This window comes from Duganella sp. (assembly GCF_039595735.1).
In the GTDB taxonomy this organism is placed as follows: Bacteria; Pseudomonadota; Gammaproteobacteria; order Burkholderiales; family Burkholderiaceae_D; genus Rugamonas.
The window spans coordinates 11916-34064 of the sequence record NZ_JBCNLB010000022.1 but is presented as its reverse complement, the minus strand read 5'-3'; the positions used below and the strand labels follow the sequence as shown (position 1 = coordinate 34064).

Below are 22149 nucleotides of genomic sequence, written 5' to 3'. Positions count from 1 at the left end.
ATCTGGCGACGAGGACAAAATTCGCGCTAGACTATGGCCCATGGCCATCTACGACACCTTCAAAACCCGCACCGCCCAGGCGCTGCCCCAGTTAAACGCGAGCGAAATCAAACGCATCCAGCGTTTCGGCACCCAGGTGTGCTTCCGCGACGGTGAACGCCTGTTTGAAGCGGGTCTCACCTACTTCGGCATGTACGTGGTGCTCAAAGGCGGCATCTGCATCAGCCGTTACGACGGCTTGGGCAATACCTCCATCATCACCGAACACGGTCCGGGAGAGTTTGCCGGCGAAATCAGCCAACTGGCCGGCGCGCCCACGCTCGTCAACGGCCACGCCATCGGCGACGTGGAAGCCTTGATGCTGACCGTGGAAGGTCTGCGCGCGCTGATTATCGCGGAGGCAGAACTGGGCGAACGCATCGTCCGCGCCTTCATCCTGCGCCGGGTGGAGCAGATCGACAACAAGGACGGCGGCCTGGTGCTGGTGGCCACGCCCGGCCATCCTCGCATGCATGCCTTGCAGGGCTGGTTGTCCAGCAACGGCCTGCCGCACCGCGCGCTCGATCCGCGCACCGATGAACAGGCGCGCGCGCTGTGCGAGCACTATCAGCCGCAGGCGCAGGACTGGCCGCTGGCCGTTTGCCCCAACGGCGACGTCAAGAAAAACCCCAGCGTGGTCGATCTCGGCCGCTGTCTTGGCACCTTGCCGGAACTGAGTCCGGACGATGTCTGGGACGTGATCGTGGTGGGCGCCGGGCCGGCCGGTCTGGCCACGGCGGTGTACGCGGCATCCGAGGGCTTGACTGTACTGGTGCTGGAGACCCGTGCCTACGGCGGCCAGGCGGCGGCAAGTGCGCGCATCGAGAACTACCTCGGTTTCCCGACCGGCATATCGGGCGGCGCACTGGCGGGCCGCGCTTTCGTGCAGTCGCAGAAGTTTGGGGTGAAAATGGCGATCCCCGCGCCTGCGGGCCGCCTGCTGTGCGACACCTACCCGATACAGGTGGAAATGTGCGGCAGCCTGACGCACTTGCAGGCCCGTACAGTGGTGCTGTCGTGCGGCGCGCGCTATCGCCGCCCTTCGCTGGCCAATCTCAAGCAGTTTGAAGGCAAAGGCGTGTACTACTGGGCCTCGCCGCTGGAAGCCGGCTTGTGCTCGACCGAAGAAGTGATCCTGGTCGGCGGCGGCAATTCGGCCGGACAGGCGGCGGTGTATCTGTCGGCCCACGCGGCCAAGGTGCACATCCTGATCCGCAAGGACAGTCTGGCCTCCACCATGTCCAGCTATCTGATCGAACGGATTGCCGCCACGCCGAATATCGAACTGCACACGGAATCTGAAATCGTCGCGCTGGAAGGTACGGACGACGAGGGTTTGCAGCAGGTGCGCGTGCGCGATAACCGCAGCTTGCTGGAAAAGGACTATGACATCTGCCGCGTTTTCCTGTTCATCGGCGCCGACCCTAACACTGGCTGGCTGGGTGATTGCGGTGTACAGGTCGACGACAAAGGCTTTATCCTGACTGGCTTCGACGTCCGCGATGGCGTCGCGCGGGCCGCTCTGGAAACCAGCGTGCCCGGCGTGTTTGCGATTGGCGACGTGCGCGCCAACTCCACCAAGCGGGTGGCGGCGGCGGTGGGCGAAGGGGCGGCCGTGGTGTCGCAGATTCACGCCTTTCTCGCTGAAAAAGCGCGTTAATCCAGCTCAATCATTGCTTGCGTTCATGCGCGAGCGCGTTTGATATTTATCAAACCTGAGCAGGAATCTCCCTGCCAAGATGGCCTCCGCAGCGACATCAGATTGGAGGCTGTCATGTTATTGGCTGAGAACGTCATCGGCGTCTGGCTGTTTGCCAGCGCGCATCTGGCGGCGCCGCAGGTCAGCGCCACCTTTAGCCTGCGCCTGCCGGCGCCGAAGAACGTCTATACCCAGATTTCCCTCGCGCGCGACATCGAAGAAGGCGCATCCTTCGGCATTCCCGGCGGCGAGGTGCCGACCGAAATCCTGCCGCCCAACCGGCTGTCCGCATATATCCTGCGCTGGGGCAAGTTCGACGACCAGGGCTATGGCAGCAACGGTTTTGAAACCGGTGCCGAACCCAGCATGCTGTGGATGGCCGACTGCGTCGACATCACCTTCCAGCTCGACGCGCTGTTCCGCACCGGCGTGGCCACCGCCACGGTCATGGCGTTTGATTAGGAGAGCATCATGAAACAGCCACAAGGCGAACTCAGCACTTGCGTGGTGTATCACGGCAGTACCGGCAACATCGTGCATACCCACACCGTCATGGCCTTGCCCGGCGCCGCCGCGCCGACCACGGACGAACTGGAAAGCGAGGCGCTGCAGCTGGCGCGCAACCATCCCGCACTGCGCCAGCTGCCCCTGCGCGTGCTGCACGTAGCACCGCAGCATCAGATCAATCTGCGATCCGCACGCCGGGTCGATCTTCAGCGCCAGTCCCTGGTATAGGAGAACATCATGTCAATAGCAAACATGGAAGCGCAGCCGGCACGGCTGATTCTGCTGGATGGCGGCGACGCCGGCGGCCTGTACATTGACGCCACCGGCGTGCATACGCTGCCGCCGCTGGCGCCGGCCATCCTGTCGCAGCTGCGCGGTGTGGCCCATCTGCTGCGCTCGGCGCAGGATGAGGCGCTGGATGAACAGATGGAGCAGGAACTGAACGCCCTGCTCACCCGTGTGTCCGACCTGGCCATCGAGCGCGTGGAAGCGGCAGTCGGCCCCTTGGCCGGCAAGGATGCGCTGGTGTATCTGGAATACGATGACGGTTTCATTTGCGGTTCCACTGGCGGGCCGCCGCGCCCGTTGCCGTGGCCGACGGCCGGTTCGCTGCCGCCGCAGGACCTGACCCAATACAACCAGCTCACCGCCGAAATCGGCAACTTCATCAATGCCGCCAGCGCCGCCGGGCTGGACATGGCGGAGGTGTTTGAAGATCCCAGCACGGCCGCCGAAAAGATCGGCTTCCGCCTGTCCGGCCACGCCGCCGGCAGCCTGCAGCAAATCGCGCCCTCCCAACTGGAGAATATTCCCGACCCGGTGAGCCGCGAGGTCATTGAGCTGTACCACAAGGTCTCCGCCGATGGCCGCTTCATCGACCGCTGGACCGCGCAGCCGGCCGCCGTGGCGGAAGCGCTGGGCAGCAAGCTGAGTGTCGACGCCATTGACCGCATTCTGGGCAGCGCGGCCATCACCGGCGGGCCGGTCAGTACGCCGGAAGTGGTCACCGATGTGGTGATCATCGTTGGTGTGTTGCTGACCTTGCGGCCCGGGGACATTATCGAAGACCGTTCCGGCCTGGCGAAGTTCTAGCGGCGCGCGTCATGCATCAGCGTGTGATTCCCATCCGCTGGCCGCTGCCCGCGCCGCTGGCGACGGCGATGGCGCCTGCATCGCTGCCGCCCCGTGTCCTGCTGGTCAGCCCGCCATGGACCTCGCTCAACGAGCCCAGCCTGGGCCTCGGCCTGTTGCGCGCGGTGCTGGACCGGCACGGCATTGCCAGCCGCGTCCTGCACCTGAATTTGTTTGCGCTGGATCTGCTGCGCGGCGACACCTACAATGCGCTGGCCGACGTGTATGGCCTGAACGATTTTCTGTTCAGCGGCATGCTCGATCCGTCAGTCACCTCGTCCCAGCGCCGCCTGTTATGGCGCAAGTGCGCCGAACTGATTGCCGACCGGCGGATTGACCATCGACGGCATGGCGGCATCCCCGGTGTGATACAGCACCTGCTGCATTTGCGCGAGACGGCGCTACCGGCCTGGGTGCAGCAGCACGTCGACGCAATGCTGGCGTGGCAGCCGACCATGGTGGGCTTCACCTGCATGTTCGATCAGACCATTGCCTCGGCGGCGATTGCCGCCCGCCTGAAGCAGGCCCGGCCAGACCTGCTGATCGCGCTTGGCGGATACGCGGTGCGCGAACCCACCGGCAGCATGTTGCTGCAAGCGTTCCCGTGGATAGATTGCGTCTGCACCGGCGAAGGCGAACCGTGCATCGTCGAGCTGGCGCGTGCATCGGTCCGCTTGCCGCGCGATCTGCAACAGGTCCCGAACCTGCTGTATCGCGACGCAGCAGGCCAGGTTGCACGCACGCCTTCCGCACCGCTGGTGGAGATGAACACGCTGCCCGACCCCAATTTCGATGACTTCATCAGCGATCTGCGCCAACTGCGCGATGCCAGCCAGATCGAGGTCCTGATCGACCGTCTGCCGGTGGAGAACTCCCGCGGCTGCTGGTGGGGCGCGGCCCACCACTGCGTCTTCTGCGGCATCCATGACGACGATTTGCAGTACCGCGCACGCAGCGCCGACGCGGTGCTGGCCTCGCTCGACAGACTGAGCCGGCGCTACGGATCACGCGGCTTTCGTTTTGCCGACTACATCATGCCGCAGCAATACTACGCCACCCTGCTGCCCCGGCTGGCCGCGCTGGGTGCGCCCTATCACATCAAGTGTGAGCTCAAGGCCAATATCACCGGTGCGCAAGCCCGCCTGTTGGCAGCCGCCGGCTTCGTGGAAGTGCAACCCGGCATAGAATCGTTCTCCACGCCGGTACTGAAACGCATGGACAAGGGTGTCTCGGGCATACAAAACGTTTATCTGTTGCTGCTGGGCCGGCGCCACGGCATCGTCATCCTGTACAACCTGCTGTTCGGTCTGCCGGACGATGACATTGGGGCTTACACGCAGATGGTGCGGCAATTGCCCCGGCTGGTGCACCTGGCGCCGCCCGCCAACCGCACGCGCATGCTGGTCACGCGCTACGCGCCGATGCAGACCCAGCCGCAACGTTTCGCCCTGCGCCAGACAGGACACGAGCCGTCATACGAGCTTATTTTTTCGCCGGCCTACCTGCGGCAATCGGGGTTCGATCTGGACCGGTATTGCTATATCTTCGCATCCTCGTTCGAGCCGCCGCCGCGCTTGTCGCGGCTGTACCGGGAAATCGACCGTGTCTGTGCCGACTGGAAGGCAAGCTATTGCGATCGCGAGCCCAGCCTGCTCTACGAACTGGACGCCACAGGCCGCATGACAGTGAACGATCAGCGGGGCGCCGCACCACGCGAGCATCAGCTGGACGCCGCCGCCAGCGCCGTCATGCTTGCCGCCGACCACCCGCGCACACTGGAAGCATTGTCAAAGGACTTGCCGCACGTGGCTGATCTGGACACCACCATCGCTGCGCTGGACGCGGCCGGCCTGATCTATCAGGATAATCACCGCATCCTGTCGCTGGCGTTGCCGCGCAAGGATGTCGCGCGGCGCCGCCTGTGGAGCGACAACTACGAGCAACGCTGGCAAGCGCTGCCAGAAAACCTGGCCCGGACTAGCTGACGTCCGGCTCCTGGTGCAACGCGATATGCAGATGCAGCGGCTTGCCGCGATGGAAAACGCCACGTAACTGATTGCAGACATTCCACACACGCTCATAAGGATCGGCGACTTCCACCAGCGCCCACGGATTGTCGTCCAACCCCTGCCGGACCATCTCAACGTGGGTGACGTGCAGGTATGGCGCCAGCTCCTTGGCCACGCTCTCTTCGCTATCGTCGCCGTGCAAGCCGCGGAGGATAATCTGCATCGGACAATCCTTTCAGGCGATGATATTCAGGCCGCCATCGACATACACCGTGCTGCCCGTCAGCCGTTTGGCATACGGCGAAGCCAGATAGGCGCATGTGTTGCCGACATCGACGATGTCCACCAGCTCGCCCAGCGGCGCGCGGGCAATGGCATCAGACAGCAAATGGTCGAAATCCTTGAGCCCGGACGCGGCGCGGGTTTGCAGCGGGCCGGGAGAAATCGCGTGCACGCGGATATCCTTCGGCCCCAGCTCGTAGGCTAGATAACGGCAGGCTGCCTCCAATGCGGCTTTTACCGGTCCCATCACGTTGTAATTGGGAACCACCTTGTCGGCGCCGTGATAGCTCATGGCAAACATGCTGCCACCTTCGCTCATCAGCGGCGCGGCCAGCCTGGCCATGCGTATGAAGGAGTGACAGGAGACGTCCATCGCCTGCAGGAAGCCTTCCAGCGAGCAGTCCAGCAGTCCGCCCTGCAGATCGGCTTTCGGCGCGAAGGCGATGGAATGCACCAGAATATCCAGCTTGTTCAGCGCGGCAAACACCGCGTCCATCTGGCCTGGTTGCGTGACATCCAGCGGCAGCAGTTGCGCATCGATCTGGGCTGCCAGCGGCGCCACATGCGGATAGGCCTTGTCGTTCAGATAGGTCAGCACCACCTCGGCGCCGAGTTTGCGGAACGCCAGCGCGCAGCCCCAGGCGATCGAGTGCTCGTTGGCCACGCCAACCACCAGCGCGCGCTTGCCCGTCAAAACAGGATAAACGGTCTCTGTGCTCATGCCGCCTCCACCAGTTCCAGCGCGTGACGCGCGATCATCAATTCCTCGTTGGCCGGCACCACCCACACCGCCACCTTGCTGTCCGCTGTGCTGATGCGGCGCACGCCGCGCGCGGGCGCCGCATTGGCCGTGGGGGCCAGCCGCACGCCCAACCAGGCCGCGTCGAGGCAGACGGCAGCACGCAGGCTGACGCTGTTTTCACCGATGCCGCCCGAGAACACCAGCGCATCCAGTCCGCCCAGCGCGGCCGCCAGCGAACCCAGTTCCCGGCCGATGCGGTACACCATCAGCGCTATCGCCGCCTTGGCGCGCGGATCGCCGCTTTGCTCCAGCGTGCGCATGTCCGATGAAATGCCGGACACGCCCAGCAAGCCGGATTCCTGGTACATCAGCTTCTGCACGGCCGCCACGTCCATGCCCAGTTCCTGCATCAGATACAGCACCACGCCGGGATCGAGCGCGCCGCAGCGCGTGCCCATCGGCAGACCGTCCACCGCGGTAAAGCCCATGGTGCTGGCCACGCTGCGGCCGGCGCGCATGGCGCACATGCTGGCGCCGTTGCCCAGATGCGCAGCCACCACCTTCGCCTGTGCCAGATGGGCGTCCGCCTGCGGCAGCACGCTGGCGATGTATTCATAGGACAGACCGTGAAAACCATAGCGCCGCACGCCCAGATCGGTAATCCTGGCTGGCAGCGCAAACGCCTGTGCCTGTTCCGGCTGGCCGACGTGGAAGGCGGTGTCAAAGCAGCCGATTTGCGGCACCTGCGGCGCCATCGCCAGCACTGAACGCACCGGCGCCAGATTGTGCGGCAAATGCAGCGGCGCCAGCGGCACCAGCTTTTCCAGCGCGTCGACCACGGCCGCGTCCAGCCGCTGCGGCCCGCTGTAAGCCACGCCGCCATGCACGATGCGATGGCCGACCGCCACCACGCGATGGCCGTCCAGATGCGTCTGCGCGAAATCCACCAGGAAGCGCATGCCGCCCTCGTGATTGAGCGGTCCGTCGCGCCAATCGCGCTCGCCGACTGTACTGCCGCCGGCATCCTGCGCGCTGAAGTGCGCCACGCCACTGTACAGGTTCTCTATTTTGCCCCGTAACGTCAGATCCAGCGCCGGCCCGCTGAACATCGAAAATTTGATGCTGGACGAACCGGCGTTAATCACGATGATGCTGTCGTTGGCCTGCATGGCGTCAAGCTCCAGCGCGGTGCGCCATCAGTACAGCCACCGCACACGATGCCAGCCGTGCCTGTACAGTATCAGCACGGCTGGTGAGGATTACCGGTACACGCGCGCCCAGCACGATGCCGGCTGCACTGGCGCCTGCCATAAAGGTCAGGCTCTTGGCCAGCATATTGCCCGCCTCCAGATCCGGCGCCACCAGCACATTGGCGTGCCCCGCCACCGGCGACACCAGATGCTTGATTGCCGCCGCCTCCGGGTTGATGGCGTTGTCCATGGCCAGCGGGCCGTCCAGCAGCGCGCCGGTAATCTGGCCGCGATCGGCCATCTTGCACAGCGCGGCAGCATCGATGGTGGAAGGCATTTTGGCGCTCACCGTCTCCACCGCGGCGAGAATCGCCACCTTGACGGGATCAAAGCGCAATACATGCGCCAGGTCGATCGCGTTCTGCACGATATCCACCTTATCATTCAGCGTGGGAATGATATTGACGGCGGCGTCGGTGATAATCAGCGGTTCGGCGCGGCCCGGTACGTCCATCACAAAGCAGTGACTGAGCCGACGCGCGGTGCGCAGGCCGGTGGCGGTGGCCACCACGGCGCCCATCAGTTCATCGGTGTGCAGGCTGCCTTTCATCAGCGCAGAAGCCTGCCCCGCGCGCACCAGTTCCACCGCCTTGGCGGCTGAAGCGTGGCTGTGTTCCGTGTCCACCAGCGGCAGCGCCGAGATATCCAGCCGCGCCGCATCCGCCGTCTGGCGGATGCGCTCTTGCGGCCCGACCAGTACCGGCTTGATGATGCCGATGTTGGCGGCATCGAGCGCGCCTTCCAGTGCATTGCGGTCGCAGGGATGGGCAACCGCCACGGTCACCGGCCCGGCATGCCGCGCTGCGGCAATTAACTTATCGTAATGCGGGTGCGATACTTCCATGCGATCTCCTCGATAGGCGGCATGGAAATCATATCAACTCATGCAAATAAATCAATCGTTTTTTGTGCGCCGCCGCAAGCCATACCAGCAGCACAGCAGCACCGGCACGCCCAGCGCGACAGCCGACACATGGTCCCAGACGCCGTCGCCCACCAGCGCCGACAGCAGACCGATCACAGTGAGAATCGCCAACGCGATCGGCGCGCCCCACATGCGCATGAATGGACCGCTCATGCCGTCACCTCCAGCTGCTCTTCTTCCTTGACCGCAGCCGCGGTGCGCGCCGGCGCCGGCGCGCCGCGCTTCAGCCACAGATACAGGCCGCTGCCCAGCACGAAAATGGTAATCACATCCAGCGCCGCCCACAGGAACTGCATCCATGCGCCGCCGTAGTCGCCAAAGTGCAGCGGCTGCGAAATCAGCAGGCCGGTCAGATACCACGGCAGTTCGCGCCGATCAGTGATCTCGGTGGTTTGCGCATCGATCAGCACCGGCTTGTACAGGCGCGAAGTCAGCGCCTCGTCACCGCGCATGAAAATGCCGTAGTGGTGCGGGCTGGTGAACGGCGTGCCCGGGAAGGCCACGAAGCCGATCTTCATGCCCGGTTCCGCCGCCACCGCGTGCTCCAGCGACTTCTGCATCGAGCCGAGCCGGGTCGGCGCCGGCATGCCTTGGTACGGCGCCACCATTTCCGCCATCTCGGTGGCCTGCCAGTACTTCAGCATCAGGTCCGCCCAGGTGTTGATCATGCCGGTGGCGCCAACGACAAACGCCCAGGTCAGCGTAATGATGCCCAGCATATTGTGCAGGTCCAGCCACTTGACGCGCGGGCCGCGCTCGCGTCGCACTTCGCCAAATTCGAGTTTGCGCATGAACGGCGCATACAGCACCACGCCCGAGATAATCGCGATCACCAGCAGCAGTCCCATGAAACCGAGGAACAGCTTGCCCCACAAGCCCGCGTACAAATCCACGTGCAGGTGGAACATCACGCCCAGGAAGGAACCTTCAAACGACGGTTCGCCCAGCACCTTGGCGGTGCGCGCATCAACTGCGATCGATTTGAATTTTTCATCGGTCGGATTGTCGCCCATGGTCAGATACCAGATCGCCGGTTCATCCGCTTCCTGCGACAAGTACATCGCTACCTTGTCCGGGTACAGCGCCTTGCCGGCCGCAATTACCTCATCCAGGCTGGCCTTGGGCGTAGTGGCCGGCATCGGCGGCGCTTCAATGGCGTTGCCCAGCGCGTGGTCGATCTCATGGTGGTAAATCAGCGGCAGGCCGGTCACGCACAACAGCAGCATGAACACGGTGCAGACCAGGCTGCTCCACTTGTGTACCCATGCCCAGCGGCGGACGTTGCTTGGTGTCATTTTGTTATCCAGTTACTGTACTCGGGCTCCAATGATAATGCAAATTACTCTCATTTAGCAGCGGAAAATCGATACGGACGCTATAATTGGGAATCATTCTCATTTACTTAGCAAATCGCCATGAACAACAAGAACCTGAAACTGTCCCCGATCGCCCTCGCCGTCATGCTGCTGGCCGCCGCCAGCGCGCAGGCGCAAAACGCCGCCGACAGCACCGAAGCCAAGGTGCCGACCGTGGTGGTCAGCGCCTCGGCCGACGCCTCGGCCGAAGGCCTGTCGAAGAATTTCGCCGGCGGCCAGGTGGCGCGCGGCGGGCGCGCTGGCCTGCTGGGCAATGTCGACATCATGGATGCGCCATTCAACACGCTGAACTTCACCTCCGCCCTGATCCAGGATCAGCAGGCACGCAGCGTGGCGGATGTGCTGCAAAACGATCCATCGGTGCGGGTGGCGCGCGGCTTCGGCAATTTCCAGGAACTGTATGTGATCCGCGGCTTCGCCGTCAGCTCGGACGACCTGGCCTACAACGGCTTGTATGGCGTGCTGCCGCGCCAGTTCGTGGCGTCCGAACTGTTGGAGCGTGTGGAAGTCTTCCGCGGCGCGAACTCCTTCCTGAACGGCGCGGCACCGGGCGGCGGCGGCATTGGCGGCTCGGTCAACCTGCTGCCTAAACGCGCCGGCAACAACCCGCTGACGCAAGTGACGGTGGGCGTGGAAACCGGCGGCCAGGGTTACGCCGCCGCCGACATCGGCCGCCGCTTCGGCCCTGAAGGCCGCGCCGGCATCCGCGTCAACGTCGCCCGCCGTGACGGCGATACCGGCGTCGACAAGGAACACCGCGAACTGACGGTGGCCTCGGTGGGCCTGGACTACCAGGGTCGCGACTTCCGCCTGTCCGCCGATCTGGGCTACCAGGACCACAAGCTGACCAACCCGCGTCCTGCCGTGACGCTGGCTGGCGGCATCGCCATGCCGGCTGCGCCGGACAGCAGCAGCACCTGGGCGCAGAACTGGACCCGCTCCAATGAGCGTGACACCTTTGGCACCGTGCGCGGTGAATGGGATCTGAACAAGGACTCGGTGGCGTGGGCCGCCTTCGGCGCACGCAGCGGCGACGAGAACAACATCCTGTCCGAGCCCACCGTCAGCAAGGTGGATGGCACCGCCACCGCCTACCGCTTCGACAATACCCGTCATGACAATGTACGCACCGGCGAAATCGGCGTGCGCACCAGACTGCGCACCGGCGACATCGGCCACACCATCAGCGCCAGCGCGTCAAGCTACTGGCTGGAGTCGAAGAACGCCTATGCATTCAGCCTGTTTGGCGGCATCGCCACCAATATCTACAACCCGGTCGATGTGAGCGCGCCGGCGGCCAACTTCTTCACCGGCGGCGTGTTGAGCGATCCACACCTGACCAGCAAGAGCATCCTGACCAGCTACGCCGTGGCCGACACGCTGTCACTGTGGAACGATCAAGTCCTGCTGACCGTGGGCGCGCGCCACCAGACCATCAAGTCCGACAACTACGACTACAACACCACCGCTCCGCTGTCACACTACGATGAAAGCAAAGTGACACCGGTGGCGGCCGTGGTCTACAAGCCGGTCAAGGGCATTTCGCTGTACGCCAACTATATCGAAGGCCTGCAGCAAGGTCCGACCGCGTCGGGCGCCGCCATCGACAATCCTGGCGAAATATTCTCGCCTTACGTCTCGAAGCAAAAGGAAGTGGGCGTGAAGTATGAACACGGCACGCTGGGCGCCACCGCTGCCCTGTTCCGCACCAACCAGCCTTCGGCATACGTACAGAAGGGCCACTTCGGCGTGTTTGGCGAACAGCGCAACCAGGGCCTTGAACTGACCGTGTACGGCATGCCGGCGCGCGGACTGCGTCTGCTGGGCGGCCTGACGCTGCTGGACGCTACCCAGCGCGTGACCATGGGCGGCGTCAATCAGGGCAAGGACGTGATTGGCGTGCCGGATACGCAGCTGAACATTGGTGCGGAATGGGACGTGCCGGGCGTGCGTGGCCTGAACCTGAACGCGCGCACGGTCTACACTTCGTCGCAGTACGCGGACGGCGCCAACACACAAGAGCTGCCATCGTGGACGCGTCTCGATATCGGCGCCAGCTACGCTGCGCGCATCCTCGATCGTAACGTCACCTTCCGTGCCCGCATCGACAACCTCACCGACAAGAGCTACTGGGCTTCGGCCGGCGGCTATCCGGGCTCGGGCTACCTGATCCTGGGTGCGCCGCGCACTGCCTCGGTGTCGGCAACCATCGAGTTCTAATAGATCTCACGGCGCAGGCGCTGCATCTGCTGATCATGACGATCCACCCAACGGCGGGCGTCGTCCAGCTGGCGCTCCAGCCGTTGCAGATAATCGTTCAACTCGCGCCGCTCCTGTTCGCGGCGCTTGTCCTGCTTGACCGTGTCGTCGTTGACGGGACGGTCTTTCTGTTCCAGGTTGGCGCGGATCTCGCGCTCCAGCCGTCCTAAACGCCCACGCGCATCGCGAACGCGGTTGGCCAGTTCATTCGCTTCCGCCACCGCCTGGCGATGCTTGGCTGCGGCCACCTCGAAATCCTGGCCGCTCACATAGGCGTGCTTCAATTGATTTTGCACCGCCGGTGCGCATACTTCCACGGCCATGCCGCTGTTGGCGCGGCCGCGTTCAAAGGCGTTGTCCGGCGTGCAGTAGCGCGCATTCTCCGCGCGCCATGCATTGGTATAGGCGTCCTGCGTGCCGGGAATGACAAACACACCATCGCGGCTGGCATTGCTGATGCGCTGTTCCAGCATGAATGGATGGCCGTAGCCATCAGCGGCGCCGGTGTCGCGCCAGTAAGTGAGCAGGCGCGCCTCCCATGCTTCGCGATATTCGCGCTCGTGGATTTTCAGGCCCTTGGCCTTGGCTTCGCGGCCGCGCGTGCCAAACTCCCTGCCGCTGGTGGCGTCCTGCGTGCCGAGGTTGCGCCAGTAATTGACGATCTCCGCGTTCCACGCCGCGCGGTACGAATCTTCCTGCACCTCGACGCCGGCGCTGCGCGCGGCGGCCGCGCGGTTGCGGAATTCGCTGTCGGGGATACCGTTGCGGGCGTCGTTCGATCCGGCGTCCGACCAGAAGGTGCGGTTGCCGGCGCGCCAGCCGTTGGTGTAAGCCTGGTCATCAAAACGCAGCTGGGCGGCGGCAGCCTTGCTGCGATTGGCCTCCTTCTGCGTCAGCGGCTGGCCGGCCGTGCCTTCGCGCAGGCCGACGCCGCGCCAGTAGTCGGCATTACCGGCCAGCCAGCCGGCGTCGTAGGCGGACGGATTGAGCGGCGTCCTGTGCTTGCGCACGTCCTCGCTGGCGGCGTGGCGGTCATATTGCGCCTGCGCCCCGGCCTTGCCGTCGGCGCTGCCGAGGGTGTACCAAAAGTCCCAGTTCCCCTGCGTCCAGCCGGCGGTGTAGCGCGCGGCGGCATCCGCCACCGCTGGCTTGTCGGCGTGGTCGTCGCAAAAATCCTTGCGCTCGGCGTAGTTGGCGGGCTCGCCCTGCAGGCCATCTTTATGGCCAATGGCGTTCCAGTCACCGACCTTGCAATCGGCCACGCGCTGCATGTGGGACTGGCAGCCGGCCAGCAGCAGGATCAGGGGTATCAGGCGCAATGAGGTTTTCATGGCCTGAATTATAGTGCCAAATTGCTATGCTCAGGCAGCTATCGCCATGTGGCTATCCCGGTGCTGGACGGCATGGGCAAGGAAGGCGGCGGCGCTCAGCGGTCTGGCAAAGTGATAGCCCTGCGCCAGATCGCAGCCCCAGTCGCGGATCAGGCCCAGCGACTGCTCGGTCTCCACGCCCTCAGCCACCACCTGGTAATCCAGCTCGCGCGCAAGGGCGATCAGCGATCGCACAATGCGCTGGTCGCGCGGATTGGCGTCCACATTGCGGATCAGCGATTGGTCAACCTTCACCACGCTGGCCGGCACCTTCTGCAGGTACGCGAAGTTGCTGTAACCCGTGCCGAAATCGTCCAGCGCAAGGCTCATGCCCAGGTCACGGATGCCGTGCAGCGCCTTCAGGATGCCCGGACCTTCCATCCAGATGCCTTCGGTGCATTCGATTTCCACATAGCGTGGATCAACGCCAAATTCACGACAGGTGGCCGCCAGACGTTCAACGATGTCCGGCTCCTCAAAGTTATAAGCCGACAGATTGATCGCCACCTTGATCGGATTGCCCGCCGCATGCCATTCCCCGATCTGCCTGATGGCGGTGTGGATCACCCAATGGCTCAAGGGTCCGATCAGCGCCGTTTTCTCGATCAGCGGAATGAACTCCGCCGGCGACACCGGTCCCAGCTCCGGATGGGTCCAGCGCAGCAGCGCTTCGGCGGCCAGGCAGGCGCCGTTGGACAGCTCGTGCTTGGGCTGATACACCAACTCAAAGTGGCTGTTGGCGATGGCGTGGCGCACGTCATTCAGCAGGCGGAAGGCGCGCTTCTGCTTTTCGTCCTCGGTATTGCTGTAACGGCTCCAGCGCCGCTGATTCACCAGCGACAGATTGATGGCGGAAGCGGCTTTGCGCGGCGCATCCTTGGCCGAGTTGGTGCACAGGTCGAACACCACGATGCCGCCAAAGCTGGGCAGCACCATCGGAATATTCAGGCTGTTAAAGGGCGCCTGCAGCTCCTGGTCCAGGCTTTCCAGATAATCGATGAAGCGCCCGGTGTCTTCGTCCCGCGACAGAATGGCGAAGCGGGCGTCCGTCAGGTGGTACACCTGTGCCCTGCCCTCGAACAATCGCAGCAAGCGCGCGCCGACTTCACGCACCAGCTCATCGTACACCGCCGCGCCCAGCACGCGGATGACTTCAAAGGCCTTGGCGGCATCCGGCATATCGATGTCGGCCAGCACGCGCTGCTCGCCGGCGTGCTCGCGCGCCTGTGCGGTCAGGTCTTCAAACAGCTGATACTTGTTCGGCATGCCGCTGACCGCGTCCACATGGCCAACCGCGCGGCCCAGCGTGATGTGCGACATAACGATCCCGGCCAGGATGGTCAGCTTTTCCTTTTCAGCGGTGCTTAGGCTGCGCGGCTGGGTGTCGATCAGGCACAGCGCGCCGATGGCGTAGCCGTCCGGCGTGATCAGCGGCGCGCCGGCGTAGAAACGCACGGCTTGCGGGCCGGTGACCATGGAGTTGTTGACGAAGCGCTGGTCCAGCAGCGTGTCTTCCACCACCAGCACGCTGGCCTGCTGAATGGTGTAGGTGCAGAAGGTCTGATCGCGCTGCGTGTTTGGCGGGCAGAAACCGACGGTGGACTTGAGCCACTGGCGATCGCTGTCCAGCAGCGAGATGTAAGAGCCGGCCACGCCGTACATCTCCATCGCCAGTTTGGTGATGGCGTCGAAGTATTCGCTGGTGTTGGTGTTCAGGATGCCCAGTTGCCGGAGCGCCTGCAGCCGCTCTGGTTCCGAGTGCTTGAGTAGGATCTCCTGCATCGTCACACTCCCGCCGGCGCCGGCAGCAAGCCGGCGGTGGCGCGCGCGCCGCCTGCCGACGCTGCGTTCACTGACGCCGCCGTGCCGGAGCCGGCATGCCAGCCATCGCGCCGGGTCTTGAACACGCTGACCGCATGATTCAGCTGCGCCGCCTGATCCTGCAGCACCTCCACCTCGCCGGCCGCATGTTCAACCAGCGCGGCATTTTGCTGCGTTACCTGGTCCATCTGCGAAATTGCGCGATTGACTTCCTCGATGCCCTGACGCTGCTCATCGCTGGCCAGCGTAATCGCTCCCACCATGTCGCTCACCTGTTTGACACTGTTGACAATGTCGCGCATTGTACTACCGGCGTGTTCCACCAGCTGGGTGCCGGCGTGGATCTTGGCTACCGATTCGTCGATCAGCGATTTCACTTCCCGCGCCGCCGTGGAGCTGCGCTGCGCCAGATTGCGCACCTCGGTCGCCACCACGGCGAAACCGCGCCCTTGCTCACCGGCGCGCGCCGCTTCCACCGCCGCGTTCAGCGCCAGGATGTTGGTCTGGAAGGCGATACCGTCGATCACGCTGATGATCTCCTCAATCTTGCGCGAGGATTCGTCGATCGAATTCATGGTCTGCACCACCTCGCCGACAATCTCGCCGCCCTTGCTGGCGATGTCGGATGCGTTTTGCGCCAGCGTGTTGGCATCGCGCGCGCTGTCGGCGTTCTGCTTGACGGTGGCGGTCAGTTCTTCCATCGCGGATGCGGTTTCTTCCAGCGAGCTGGCCTGGTCCTCGGTGCGGCCTGACAAATGCTGGTTCTGCTCGGAGATCTGGTCGCTGATGCTGCTGACGGCCACCGCCGCCTCGTGCACCTCGGTCACGGTGGTGCGCAGGTTGCGGCTCATCTTCACCAGCACCGCCATGATGCTGTCCTTGTCCTGACCACGCAGTTCAATCTCGTGATACAGCTCGCCGCGATCGACCGCATTGGCCAGCGCCTTTACTTCGGCAGGTTCGGCGCCCAGCGCGCGCAGCAGGTACTGCGTCACGCGCCACGCCACCAGCGCACCAATGGCGATGGCAATCGCCACCGCCGCCAGCGCCAGCGACCGGAAGTTGTGCGCGCCATGACGCGCCAAGGCCGATTCGGCCTCGGTCATGTCCTCTTCCTGGTCGATAAAGCCGTTGATGCTGGCCAGCCAGTCGACAAAAGCCGGCTTGGCCTGCTCCAGCATCATCTTGCGCGCGCCTTCGATATCGCCGGCGCGGCGCGCGTCGATGATCTTCTTGATCAGCGGCGTGGTGCGGGCCTCGCTTTGCTTGATCTTTTCCAGCCAGCTGCGTTCCTCCGGCAGCATCTTCGCCTTGGCGTCGCTGAACAAGGCGTCCAGCGGCTTGGCGGACAGCTGGTACTCGGTGTCCAGCTTGTCGATCAAGGCCGTCACGCTGGTCAGTTCAGCATCGCTGACCAAGGTCACATCGCGCAGCGCGATGGCGCGGTCGTGCACACTGCCACGGAAATTGATGGCATAACGCTGCTTGACGTTATTCACCTCGCTGATGTGCAGCAGGCTGTTGTCGATGGCGTTGACCTTGAACACGCTCAACACCGTTAATGCCAGCATCATTGCCAAAATAATGCCAAAGCCGATCCCTAGTCGCGCGGCCACGCTGATTTCATTTTTGTTGACTTCCATTCCAGCTCCTATGGCAGATTGTGAAACTGGATGAAACTTTACTACTTCAAGCCAGTAAAAACACCTCTCTAACGAGGGATGCTGTGCTACTGTTCGCGTTGGAGACAACAATGTAAAAATACTATGCGTATCAATTCCGTCGATGCTGTACGCGGCCTGACCGTAGCCGCCATGCTGCTGGTGAACGACGCCGGCGACTGGTCTCATATCTATCCCTGGTTGGAACACGCCCCATGGCATGGCTGCACGCCGGCCGACTTTATCTTCCCGGTTTTCATGCTGATGGTTGGCATGTCGCTGCAACTGGCGCTCGGCCGCCAGCTCGATGCCGGGGCGCCGACCGCGCCGATGGCGCGTGCGGTCCTGCTGCGCGGCGCCCGCATCGTCCTGCTGGGCGTCGCCTTGAACGTGGTGTCCCTGCTGACCATGGGCGGCCACGGCTTCCGCCTGCTCGGCGTCCTGCAGCGCATCGGCATCTGCTTTGCGCTGGCCGGCATGATCGCGATCTACCTGCGCAGCGCCCGCGCGCAGTGGGCCGCGCTGGCGGCCATCCTGCTGGGCTACTGGGCCTTGCTGGCCGGCGGTGGCGGCGTCGAACCCAACGCGAATCTGCCGGACCGCATCGACACCGCAGTCCTGGGCGCCCTGTCCTATCAATGGGATGCCGCCACCGGCCTGGCGCACGAACCGGAAGGGATATTAAGCACGCTGCCCTCGCTGGGCACCGTCATCCTCGGCATGCGCGCCGGCGACTGGCTGCGCAACGGCCGCATCGCCACCCTGGCCGTGGGCGGCGCGGCGGCGATGGTGATCGGCGGCCTGTGGTCGCTGGCGCTGCCGCTGAATAAACAGCTGTGGACCTCTTCGTTCGTGTTGTGGACCGGCGGCTTCGGCATGCTGGCCATCGCGCTGGCCTACCAGTTGATTGACGTACGCGGCTGGCCGCCGCTGGGCCGGGCCATGGGCGTGAACGCCATCAACGCTTACGCCGGTTCCTGGCTGGCGGCATGCGCGCTGGCTGCCAGCGGCGCCATGGGACCGCTCTATGAACGAGTATTCCGCGCTCCGCTGACACCCTTGTTCGGACCGGAGTTCGCCTCGTTGGCATTCGCCGCCGCTTTCACCGCCGTGTTCTGGATCGCCATGGCCTACGCTTACAAACGCGGCTGGCGCATCAGCATTTAAAACCGCCAGCGCAGCGAGACGGTGAGGCTGCGCTCCTTCTGCAACTGCGGTTCACCGATCAAGATGCGCGCTGACCGGTCGCTGCGTACCAGCAGCGCTTCGGTCATCAGCGACAAGCTGTCGGCCAGCGGCCAATCGTAAGCCAGCGCCACGCCATAGCCGGTTTCGTTATTTGGGTCCGACGGCAGCGCGTCATGTTCGCGGGTGCGGAAACGGTCGTAGCGCAATGCTGCCGTACCGGGGCCCAGAGGACGGCTGACCAGCGCAAACCACGAGCTGAAATCGAGCGACACCGCGTCCAGCCCCATGAGGGTGTCGCCCCGCATGGCCTGCATGGCCAGTTCCCATTGGCCTTGCGGACGCCACACCGCGCTGACGTGGTCGAAGCGGGTGCGCCAGCTGTACTGCCAATCCTTGACCTCCAACGGGTCGCCGCGATTATCGTAGCGCAGCGCCGCCAGTTCCAGCCGCGAGCCGAAGTTCAGGTTGGCGCCAAGGTAGTAACCCAGCTTGCCGTCCACTTCGCGGAAAGGATGAATATCGCGCCACTGGCGCGGAATCGCGCCGCCGCTGCGGTACACCGGCAGATCGGCCAGCTTCAGCGTATCGAAACGGCCGGCGATGCGGTCGCTGATCGACCAGCCGCGCCACGCCAGCAGTGTACCGGTGGGGTCGTTGCCGGTGTAGGCGGCCGCCAGTACACCCACATCGTACGGCGCGCCACTGTACCGGCCCAGCCGCCGGGCGCTCCATTCCACACCGTTGGTGCGCAGCTCCTCGCCGATCCAGCTGTTGATGGCGGAACTGGAGATCGTATGTCTGGGCACCCAGCCGACACTGTCGTAATCGATCTCCACGCTGGTCGGCGCAAAGAAAAAGCCGGCCCGCACCCGGGTTTTCCAGGCGCCGTCCGGCACCGGGCTCCAGCTCAGGAAAGCCTCGCGCACGTCGACCACGCCGCGATGCTGCTGGTCGGCGCTCAGTTCCAGCGTGCCGCTGATGCTGTCGCTCAGGTCCGCGTCGCCGCGCAGCACGGCCTGGCCGATGCTCAGGCGCGGCGAGTTTTCGTCATATCGGGTTTTCGCCAGGCCGCTGTCCAGAAAACTGCGGCCGGCATCGGCATCAACGGCGCGAACGTCCAGCAGGCCGCGCCACTCTGCCGCGTGGGCGCTGCCGGCGGCGACGGCCAGCGCCAGCAAGATCGGGGATGGTAGCTTCATGCCATCATCATACACGGCTATAATCCAACGTCCCCAACCTAGACGAAGAAAGAAGCTTCGGATGATGAAAAGTTTGCGTATCGCCGGCGCCGCGCTGCTGGCCTGCCTGTCCGGCGCGGCCGTGGCCGAGACCATCGAGCCGGCGCCCCTGAATGAAGTATGGCTCAACGGCGGCTTCTACACCTGGCACTTCCAGCGCGACAAGGACCTGAACGGCGCCAACGGCGGCCTCGGTGCCGAGTGGCGCTTCAACACCGTGGCCTCGGTCACCGCCGGCCGCTTCTACAACAGCGACCGCGCCTACTCCAACTACATCGGCGCCTACTACCAGCCCTGGAAAGTCGGCCCGGTGCGCATCGGCGCGGTGATCGGCGCGTTTGACGGCTACCCCAAAATGCGAAATGGCGGCTGGTTCCCCGCCGCCATTCCAACCCTCAGCTACGAATACGAGCGCGTGGGCGTCAACATCGCCATCATCCCAAGCTACAAAGACCGCCTGTACGGCGGCATCTCAGTACAGCTCAAGCTCAAGGCGTTTTAACTACGCGCCTTGGTCACCGCGATCTGATCGAGGATATGCTTCGGCACTTCCGCGTAGTGCTTGAACTCCATGGTGTAGGTCGCCCGGCCCTGCGTCAGCGAACGCAGGGTGGTCGAGTAGCCAAACATCTCGGCCAGCGGCACCGACGCGCGGATGATTTTGCCGCCGCCACCGGGAATTTCATCCATGCCCTGCACCATGCCGCGCCGCGCCGTCAGATCGCCCATGGCATTGCCCATGAACTCTTCCGGCGTTTCGACTTCCACCTGCATCACCGGCTCCAGCAGCACCGGCCCGGCGCGCTTCATCCCCTCCTTGAAGGCCATCGAGCCGGCCATGCGGAACGCATTCTCGTTCGAGTCGACGTCGTGGTACGAGCCGAAAGTCAGCGTGGCGCGCACATCGACCACCGGATAACCGGCCAGCACGCCGCTGCGCAAAGTCTCCTGGATGCCCTTGTCGACCGCCGGGATAAACTCGCGCGGCACCACACCGCCCTTGATGGCGTCCACGAACTCATAGCCTTTGCCGCCCGCTTCCAGCGGCTCCAGCGTCAGCACCACGTGGCCATACTGACCGCGTCCGCCGGACTGCTTGACGAATTTGCCTTCCACATCGGTCGCGGTTTTGGTGATGGTTTCGCGGTAGGCCACCTGCGGCTTGCCGACCGTCGCCTCCACGCCAAACTCGCGCTTCATGCGGTCCACCAGAATCTCCAGATGCAGCTCGCCCATGCCGGACATGATGGTCTGGCCGGATTCCTCGTCCGTATGCACGCGGAACGACGGGTCCTCCTGCGCCAGGCGGTTCAGGGCGATGCCCATTTTCTCCTGGTCGGCCTTGGTTTTCGGCTCCACCGCCTGCGAGATCACCGGCTCGGGGAAGATCATCTTTTCCAGCACGATCACGTGATCCGGCGAGCTTAAGGTATCGCCAGTGGTCACGCCCTTCAGGCCCACCGCCGCCGCGATATCGCCGGCGTAGACTTCCTTGATCTCCTTGCGCTCGTTCGCGTGCATCTGCAGGATGCGGCCCAGACGCTCTTTCTGCGCCTTGGTCGGGTTGTACACCGTGTCGCCGGAATTCACCACGCCCGAATACACGCGGAAGAAAGTCAGTTGGCCGACAAACGGATCGGTCATGATCTTGAACGCCAGCGCGGAGAACGGGTCCGTGTCGGTCGGATGACGCTCGATCGGCTTGTCGTCTTCATCGGTGCCGGCAATGGCCGGCACGTCCACCGGCGACGGCAGATATTCGATCACCGCATCCAGCATGGCCTGCACCCCGCGGTTCTTGAAGGCGCTGCCGGCCAGCATCGGCACGATCTCGTTGCGGATGGTGCGCAGGCGCAGACCGGTCTTGATCTCTTCCTCCGTCAGCACGCCGCCGTCCAGGTACTTTTCCAGCAGCTCCGGCGTGCCTTCGGCGGCGGCTTCCACCATCTTGTCGCGCCACTCCTGCGCCAGCCCTTGCAGGTTGGCCGGGATGTCTTCATAGGTGAACTTGACGCCCAGCGTCTCATCGTCCCAGTTAATCGCGCGCATTTTGACCAGGTCCACCACGCCGTGGAAGTTATCCTCGGCGCCCAGTGGAATCTGGATCGGCACCGCCACGCCTTTCAGGCGATTGGCAATCTGCTCGCGCACGCGGAAGAAGTCCGCGCCAACCCGGTCCATCTTGTTGATGAACGCAATCCGCGGCACATGGTATTTATTCGCCTGGCGCCACACGGTTTCCGATTGCGGCTGCACGCCGCCGACCGCGTCGTACACCATCACGGCGCCATCCAGCACCCGCATCGAGCGCTCGACCTCAATCGTGAAATCGACGTGGCCCGGCGTGTCGATGATATTGATGCGATGCTCGGCAAAATTCCCCGCCATGCCTTTCCAGAAGGCGGTGGTGGCAGCCGAGGTGATGGTAATCCCGCGCTCCTGCTCCTGCTCCATCCAGTCCATGGTCGCGGCGCCGTTGTGCACTTCGCCGATCTTATGGTTAACACCGGTATAAAACAGGATGCGTTCCGTGGTCGTGGTCTTGCCAGCGTCGATGTGGGCGCTGATGCCGATGTTGCGGTAACGCTCGATGGGGGTCTTGCGGGTCATCACAATCTCCTTAGTGTGCGACATGATTAATGGCAACTAATG

Annotated in this window: 19 protein-coding genes; 8 read left to right on the top strand and 11 right to left on the bottom strand. The window is 63.9% G+C overall.

What is annotated here, in order from left to right; translation table 11 throughout:
- Positions 1-40 precede the first annotated feature (40 nt).
- From ABDW57_RS25100 to ABDW57_RS25080, 5 genes are all read left to right on the top strand, one after another.
- A complete protein-coding gene (locus tag ABDW57_RS25100) occupies positions 41-1699 on the top strand; it encodes an FAD-dependent oxidoreductase (RefSeq protein WP_343732869.1) in 1659 nt (552 codons plus the stop codon).
- A gap of 114 nt (positions 1700-1813) precedes the next feature.
- Positions 1814-2200 carry a hypothetical protein gene (locus ABDW57_RS25095; RefSeq protein WP_343732868.1) on the top strand — a complete coding sequence of 129 codons (387 nt, stop codon included), beginning with the start codon at positions 1814-1816 and terminating at the stop codon, positions 2198-2200.
- 9 nt (positions 2201-2209) lie between these two features.
- Positions 2210-2473, top strand: coding sequence for a hypothetical protein (locus tag ABDW57_RS25090; protein WP_343732867.1), 264 nt, complete (start codon positions 2210-2212; stop codon positions 2471-2473).
- Positions 2474-2482: 9 nt separating this feature from the next.
- On the top strand, positions 2483-3337 hold the full coding sequence (locus tag ABDW57_RS25085; RefSeq protein ID WP_343732866.1) for a hypothetical protein: 855 nt from the start codon (positions 2483-2485) through the stop codon (positions 3335-3337).
- 11 nt (positions 3338-3348) lie between these two features.
- Positions 3349-5361, top strand: a complete 2013-nt coding sequence (locus ABDW57_RS25080; RefSeq protein WP_343732865.1) for a RiPP maturation radical SAM C-methyltransferase — start codon at positions 3349-3351, stop codon at positions 5359-5361.
- On the opposite strand, the gene ABDW57_RS25075 is transcribed toward ABDW57_RS25080, so the two are convergent.
- The 6 genes from ABDW57_RS25075 to ABDW57_RS25050 are packed head-to-tail and all read right to left on the bottom strand — an operon-like array spanning position 5354 to position 9879.
- Positions 5354-5608: an RNA-binding protein gene (locus tag ABDW57_RS25075; protein ID WP_343732864.1), complete on the bottom strand. Its 255-nt coding sequence runs from the start codon at positions 5606-5608 to the stop codon at positions 5354-5356. The two genes, ABDW57_RS25080 and ABDW57_RS25075, sit on opposite strands and share 8 nt — an antisense overlap.
- A gap of 12 nt (positions 5609-5620) precedes the next feature.
- Positions 5621-6388, bottom strand: a complete 768-nt coding sequence (gene fabI, locus ABDW57_RS25070; protein ID WP_343732863.1) for an enoyl-ACP reductase FabI — start codon at positions 6386-6388, stop codon at positions 5621-5623.
- The gene (locus ABDW57_RS25065) at positions 6385-7578 is read right to left on the bottom strand and encodes an acetate/propionate family kinase (protein WP_343732862.1); all 1194 of its coding nucleotides are present in this window, start codon (positions 7576-7578) and stop codon (positions 6385-6387) included. Before ABDW57_RS25065 ends, fabI begins: the two co-directional genes overlap by 4 nt.
- A 4-nt stretch (positions 7579-7582) precedes the next feature.
- Complete coding sequence (locus ABDW57_RS25060; RefSeq protein ID WP_343732861.1) at positions 7583-8503, bottom strand: phosphate acetyltransferase; 921 nt, start codon at positions 8501-8503, stop codon at positions 7583-7585.
- Between the two features lie 51 nt (positions 8504-8554).
- Positions 8555-8737: a hypothetical protein gene (locus ABDW57_RS25055; protein WP_343732860.1), complete on the bottom strand. Its 183-nt coding sequence runs from the start codon at positions 8735-8737 to the stop codon at positions 8555-8557.
- Positions 8734-9879: a PepSY-associated TM helix domain-containing protein gene (locus tag ABDW57_RS25050; protein ID WP_343732859.1), complete on the bottom strand. Its 1146-nt coding sequence runs from the start codon at positions 9877-9879 to the stop codon at positions 8734-8736. Before ABDW57_RS25050 ends, ABDW57_RS25055 begins: the two co-directional genes overlap by 4 nt.
- A 120-nt stretch (positions 9880-9999) precedes the next feature.
- Between ABDW57_RS25050 and ABDW57_RS25045 the strand changes: the two genes are divergently transcribed.
- Positions 10000-12180 (top strand): TonB-dependent receptor, encoded by a 2181-nt coding sequence (locus tag ABDW57_RS25045; RefSeq protein WP_343732858.1) that lies wholly within the window; start codon positions 10000-10002, stop codon positions 12178-12180.
- Here the strand turns inward: ABDW57_RS25045 and ABDW57_RS25040 are convergent.
- Genes ABDW57_RS25040 through ABDW57_RS25030 form a run of 3 tightly spaced genes read right to left on the bottom strand, consistent with a single transcriptional unit; the run spans position 12177 to position 17053 of the window.
- Entirely contained in the window at positions 12177-13550 is a 1374-nt protein-coding gene (locus tag ABDW57_RS25040) for a DUF2799 domain-containing protein (protein ID WP_343732857.1), read from the bottom strand. The genes ABDW57_RS25045 and ABDW57_RS25040 overlap by 4 nt on opposite strands.
- Before the next feature lie 30 nt (positions 13551-13580).
- Positions 13581-15371, bottom strand: coding sequence for a GGDEF and EAL domain-containing protein (locus tag ABDW57_RS25035; protein ID WP_343732856.1), 1791 nt, complete (start codon positions 15369-15371; stop codon positions 13581-13583).
- A gap of 2 nt (positions 15372-15373) precedes the next feature.
- Positions 15374-17053 carry a methyl-accepting chemotaxis protein gene (locus ABDW57_RS25030; RefSeq protein ID WP_343732855.1) on the bottom strand — a complete coding sequence of 560 codons (1680 nt, stop codon included), beginning with the start codon at positions 17051-17053 and terminating at the stop codon, positions 15374-15376.
- A 123-nt stretch (positions 17054-17176) separates the two neighbouring features.
- On the opposite strand from ABDW57_RS25030, the gene ABDW57_RS25025 reads away from it, so the two are divergent.
- Positions 17177-18238, top strand: a complete 1062-nt coding sequence (locus ABDW57_RS25025; RefSeq protein WP_343732854.1) for a heparan-alpha-glucosaminide N-acetyltransferase domain-containing protein — start codon at positions 17177-17179, stop codon at positions 18236-18238.
- Here ABDW57_RS25025 and ABDW57_RS25020 read toward each other — a convergent pair.
- Entirely contained in the window at positions 18235-19458 is a 1224-nt protein-coding gene (locus ABDW57_RS25020; protein ID WP_343732853.1) for a hypothetical protein, read from the bottom strand. The two genes, ABDW57_RS25025 and ABDW57_RS25020, sit on opposite strands and share 4 nt — an antisense overlap.
- 61 nt (positions 19459-19519) lie before the next feature.
- Between ABDW57_RS25020 and ABDW57_RS25015 the strand changes: the two genes are divergently transcribed.
- Positions 19520-19999 carry a hypothetical protein gene (locus ABDW57_RS25015; RefSeq protein WP_343732852.1) on the top strand — a complete coding sequence of 160 codons (480 nt, stop codon included), beginning with the start codon at positions 19520-19522 and terminating at the stop codon, positions 19997-19999.
- Here the strand turns inward: ABDW57_RS25015 and fusA are convergent.
- Positions 19996-22107, bottom strand: a complete 2112-nt coding sequence (fusA, locus tag ABDW57_RS25010) for an elongation factor G (protein ID WP_343732851.1) — start codon at positions 22105-22107, stop codon at positions 19996-19998. The two genes, ABDW57_RS25015 and fusA, sit on opposite strands and share 4 nt — an antisense overlap.
- Positions 22108-22149: the final 42 nt, after the last annotated feature.

Excerpts from the sequence above, each read along its gene's own strand:
- ABDW57_RS25040 (WP_343732857.1), bottom strand. The coding sequence starts at position 13,550 with ATGAAAACCTCATTGCGCCTGATACCCCTGATCCTGCTGCTGGCCGGC.
- ABDW57_RS25075 (WP_343732864.1), bottom strand. The coding sequence starts at position 5,608 with ATGCAGATTATCCTCCGCGGCTTGCACGGCGACGATAGCGAAGAGAGC.
- ABDW57_RS25055 (WP_343732860.1), bottom strand. The coding sequence starts at position 8,737 with ATGAGCGGTCCATTCATGCGCATGTGGGGCGCGCCGATCGCGTTGGCG.
- ABDW57_RS25080 (WP_343732865.1), top strand. The coding sequence starts at position 3,349 with ATGCATCAGCGTGTGATTCCCATCCGCTGGCCGCTGCCCGCGCCGCTG.
- ABDW57_RS25060 (WP_343732861.1), bottom strand. The coding sequence starts at position 8,503 with ATGGAAGTATCGCACCCGCATTACGATAAGTTAATTGCCGCAGCGCGG.
- ABDW57_RS25085 (WP_343732866.1), top strand. The coding sequence starts at position 2,483 with ATGTCAATAGCAAACATGGAAGCGCAGCCGGCACGGCTGATTCTGCTG.
- ABDW57_RS25100 (WP_343732869.1), top strand. The coding sequence starts at position 41 with ATGGCCATCTACGACACCTTCAAAACCCGCACCGCCCAGGCGCTGCCC.
- ABDW57_RS25095 (WP_343732868.1), top strand. The coding sequence starts at position 1,814 with ATGTTATTGGCTGAGAACGTCATCGGCGTCTGGCTGTTTGCCAGCGCG.
- ABDW57_RS25050 (WP_343732859.1), bottom strand. The coding sequence starts at position 9,879 with ATGACACCAAGCAACGTCCGCCGCTGGGCATGGGTACACAAGTGGAGC.
- ABDW57_RS25090 (WP_343732867.1), top strand. The coding sequence starts at position 2,210 with ATGAAACAGCCACAAGGCGAACTCAGCACTTGCGTGGTGTATCACGGC.
- ABDW57_RS25035 (WP_343732856.1), bottom strand. The coding sequence starts at position 15,371 with ATGCAGGAGATCCTACTCAAGCACTCGGAACCAGAGCGGCTGCAGGCG.
- ABDW57_RS25015 (WP_343732852.1), top strand. The coding sequence starts at position 19,520 with ATGATGAAAAGTTTGCGTATCGCCGGCGCCGCGCTGCTGGCCTGCCTG.
- fabI (WP_343732863.1), bottom strand. The coding sequence starts at position 6,388 with ATGAGCACAGAGACCGTTTATCCTGTTTTGACGGGCAAGCGCGCGCTG.
- ABDW57_RS25065 (WP_343732862.1), bottom strand. The coding sequence starts at position 7,578 with ATGCAGGCCAACGACAGCATCATCGTGATTAACGCCGGTTCGTCCAGC.
- fusA (WP_343732851.1), bottom strand. The coding sequence starts at position 22,107 with ATGACCCGCAAGACCCCCATCGAGCGTTACCGCAACATCGGCATCAGC.
- ABDW57_RS25020 (WP_343732853.1), bottom strand. The coding sequence starts at position 19,458 with ATGAAGCTACCATCCCCGATCTTGCTGGCGCTGGCCGTCGCCGCCGGC.
- ABDW57_RS25025 (WP_343732854.1), top strand. The coding sequence starts at position 17,177 with ATGCGTATCAATTCCGTCGATGCTGTACGCGGCCTGACCGTAGCCGCC.
- ABDW57_RS25045 (WP_343732858.1), top strand. The coding sequence starts at position 10,000 with ATGAACAACAAGAACCTGAAACTGTCCCCGATCGCCCTCGCCGTCATG.
- ABDW57_RS25030 (WP_343732855.1), bottom strand. The coding sequence starts at position 17,053 with ATGGAAGTCAACAAAAATGAAATCAGCGTGGCCGCGCGACTAGGGATC.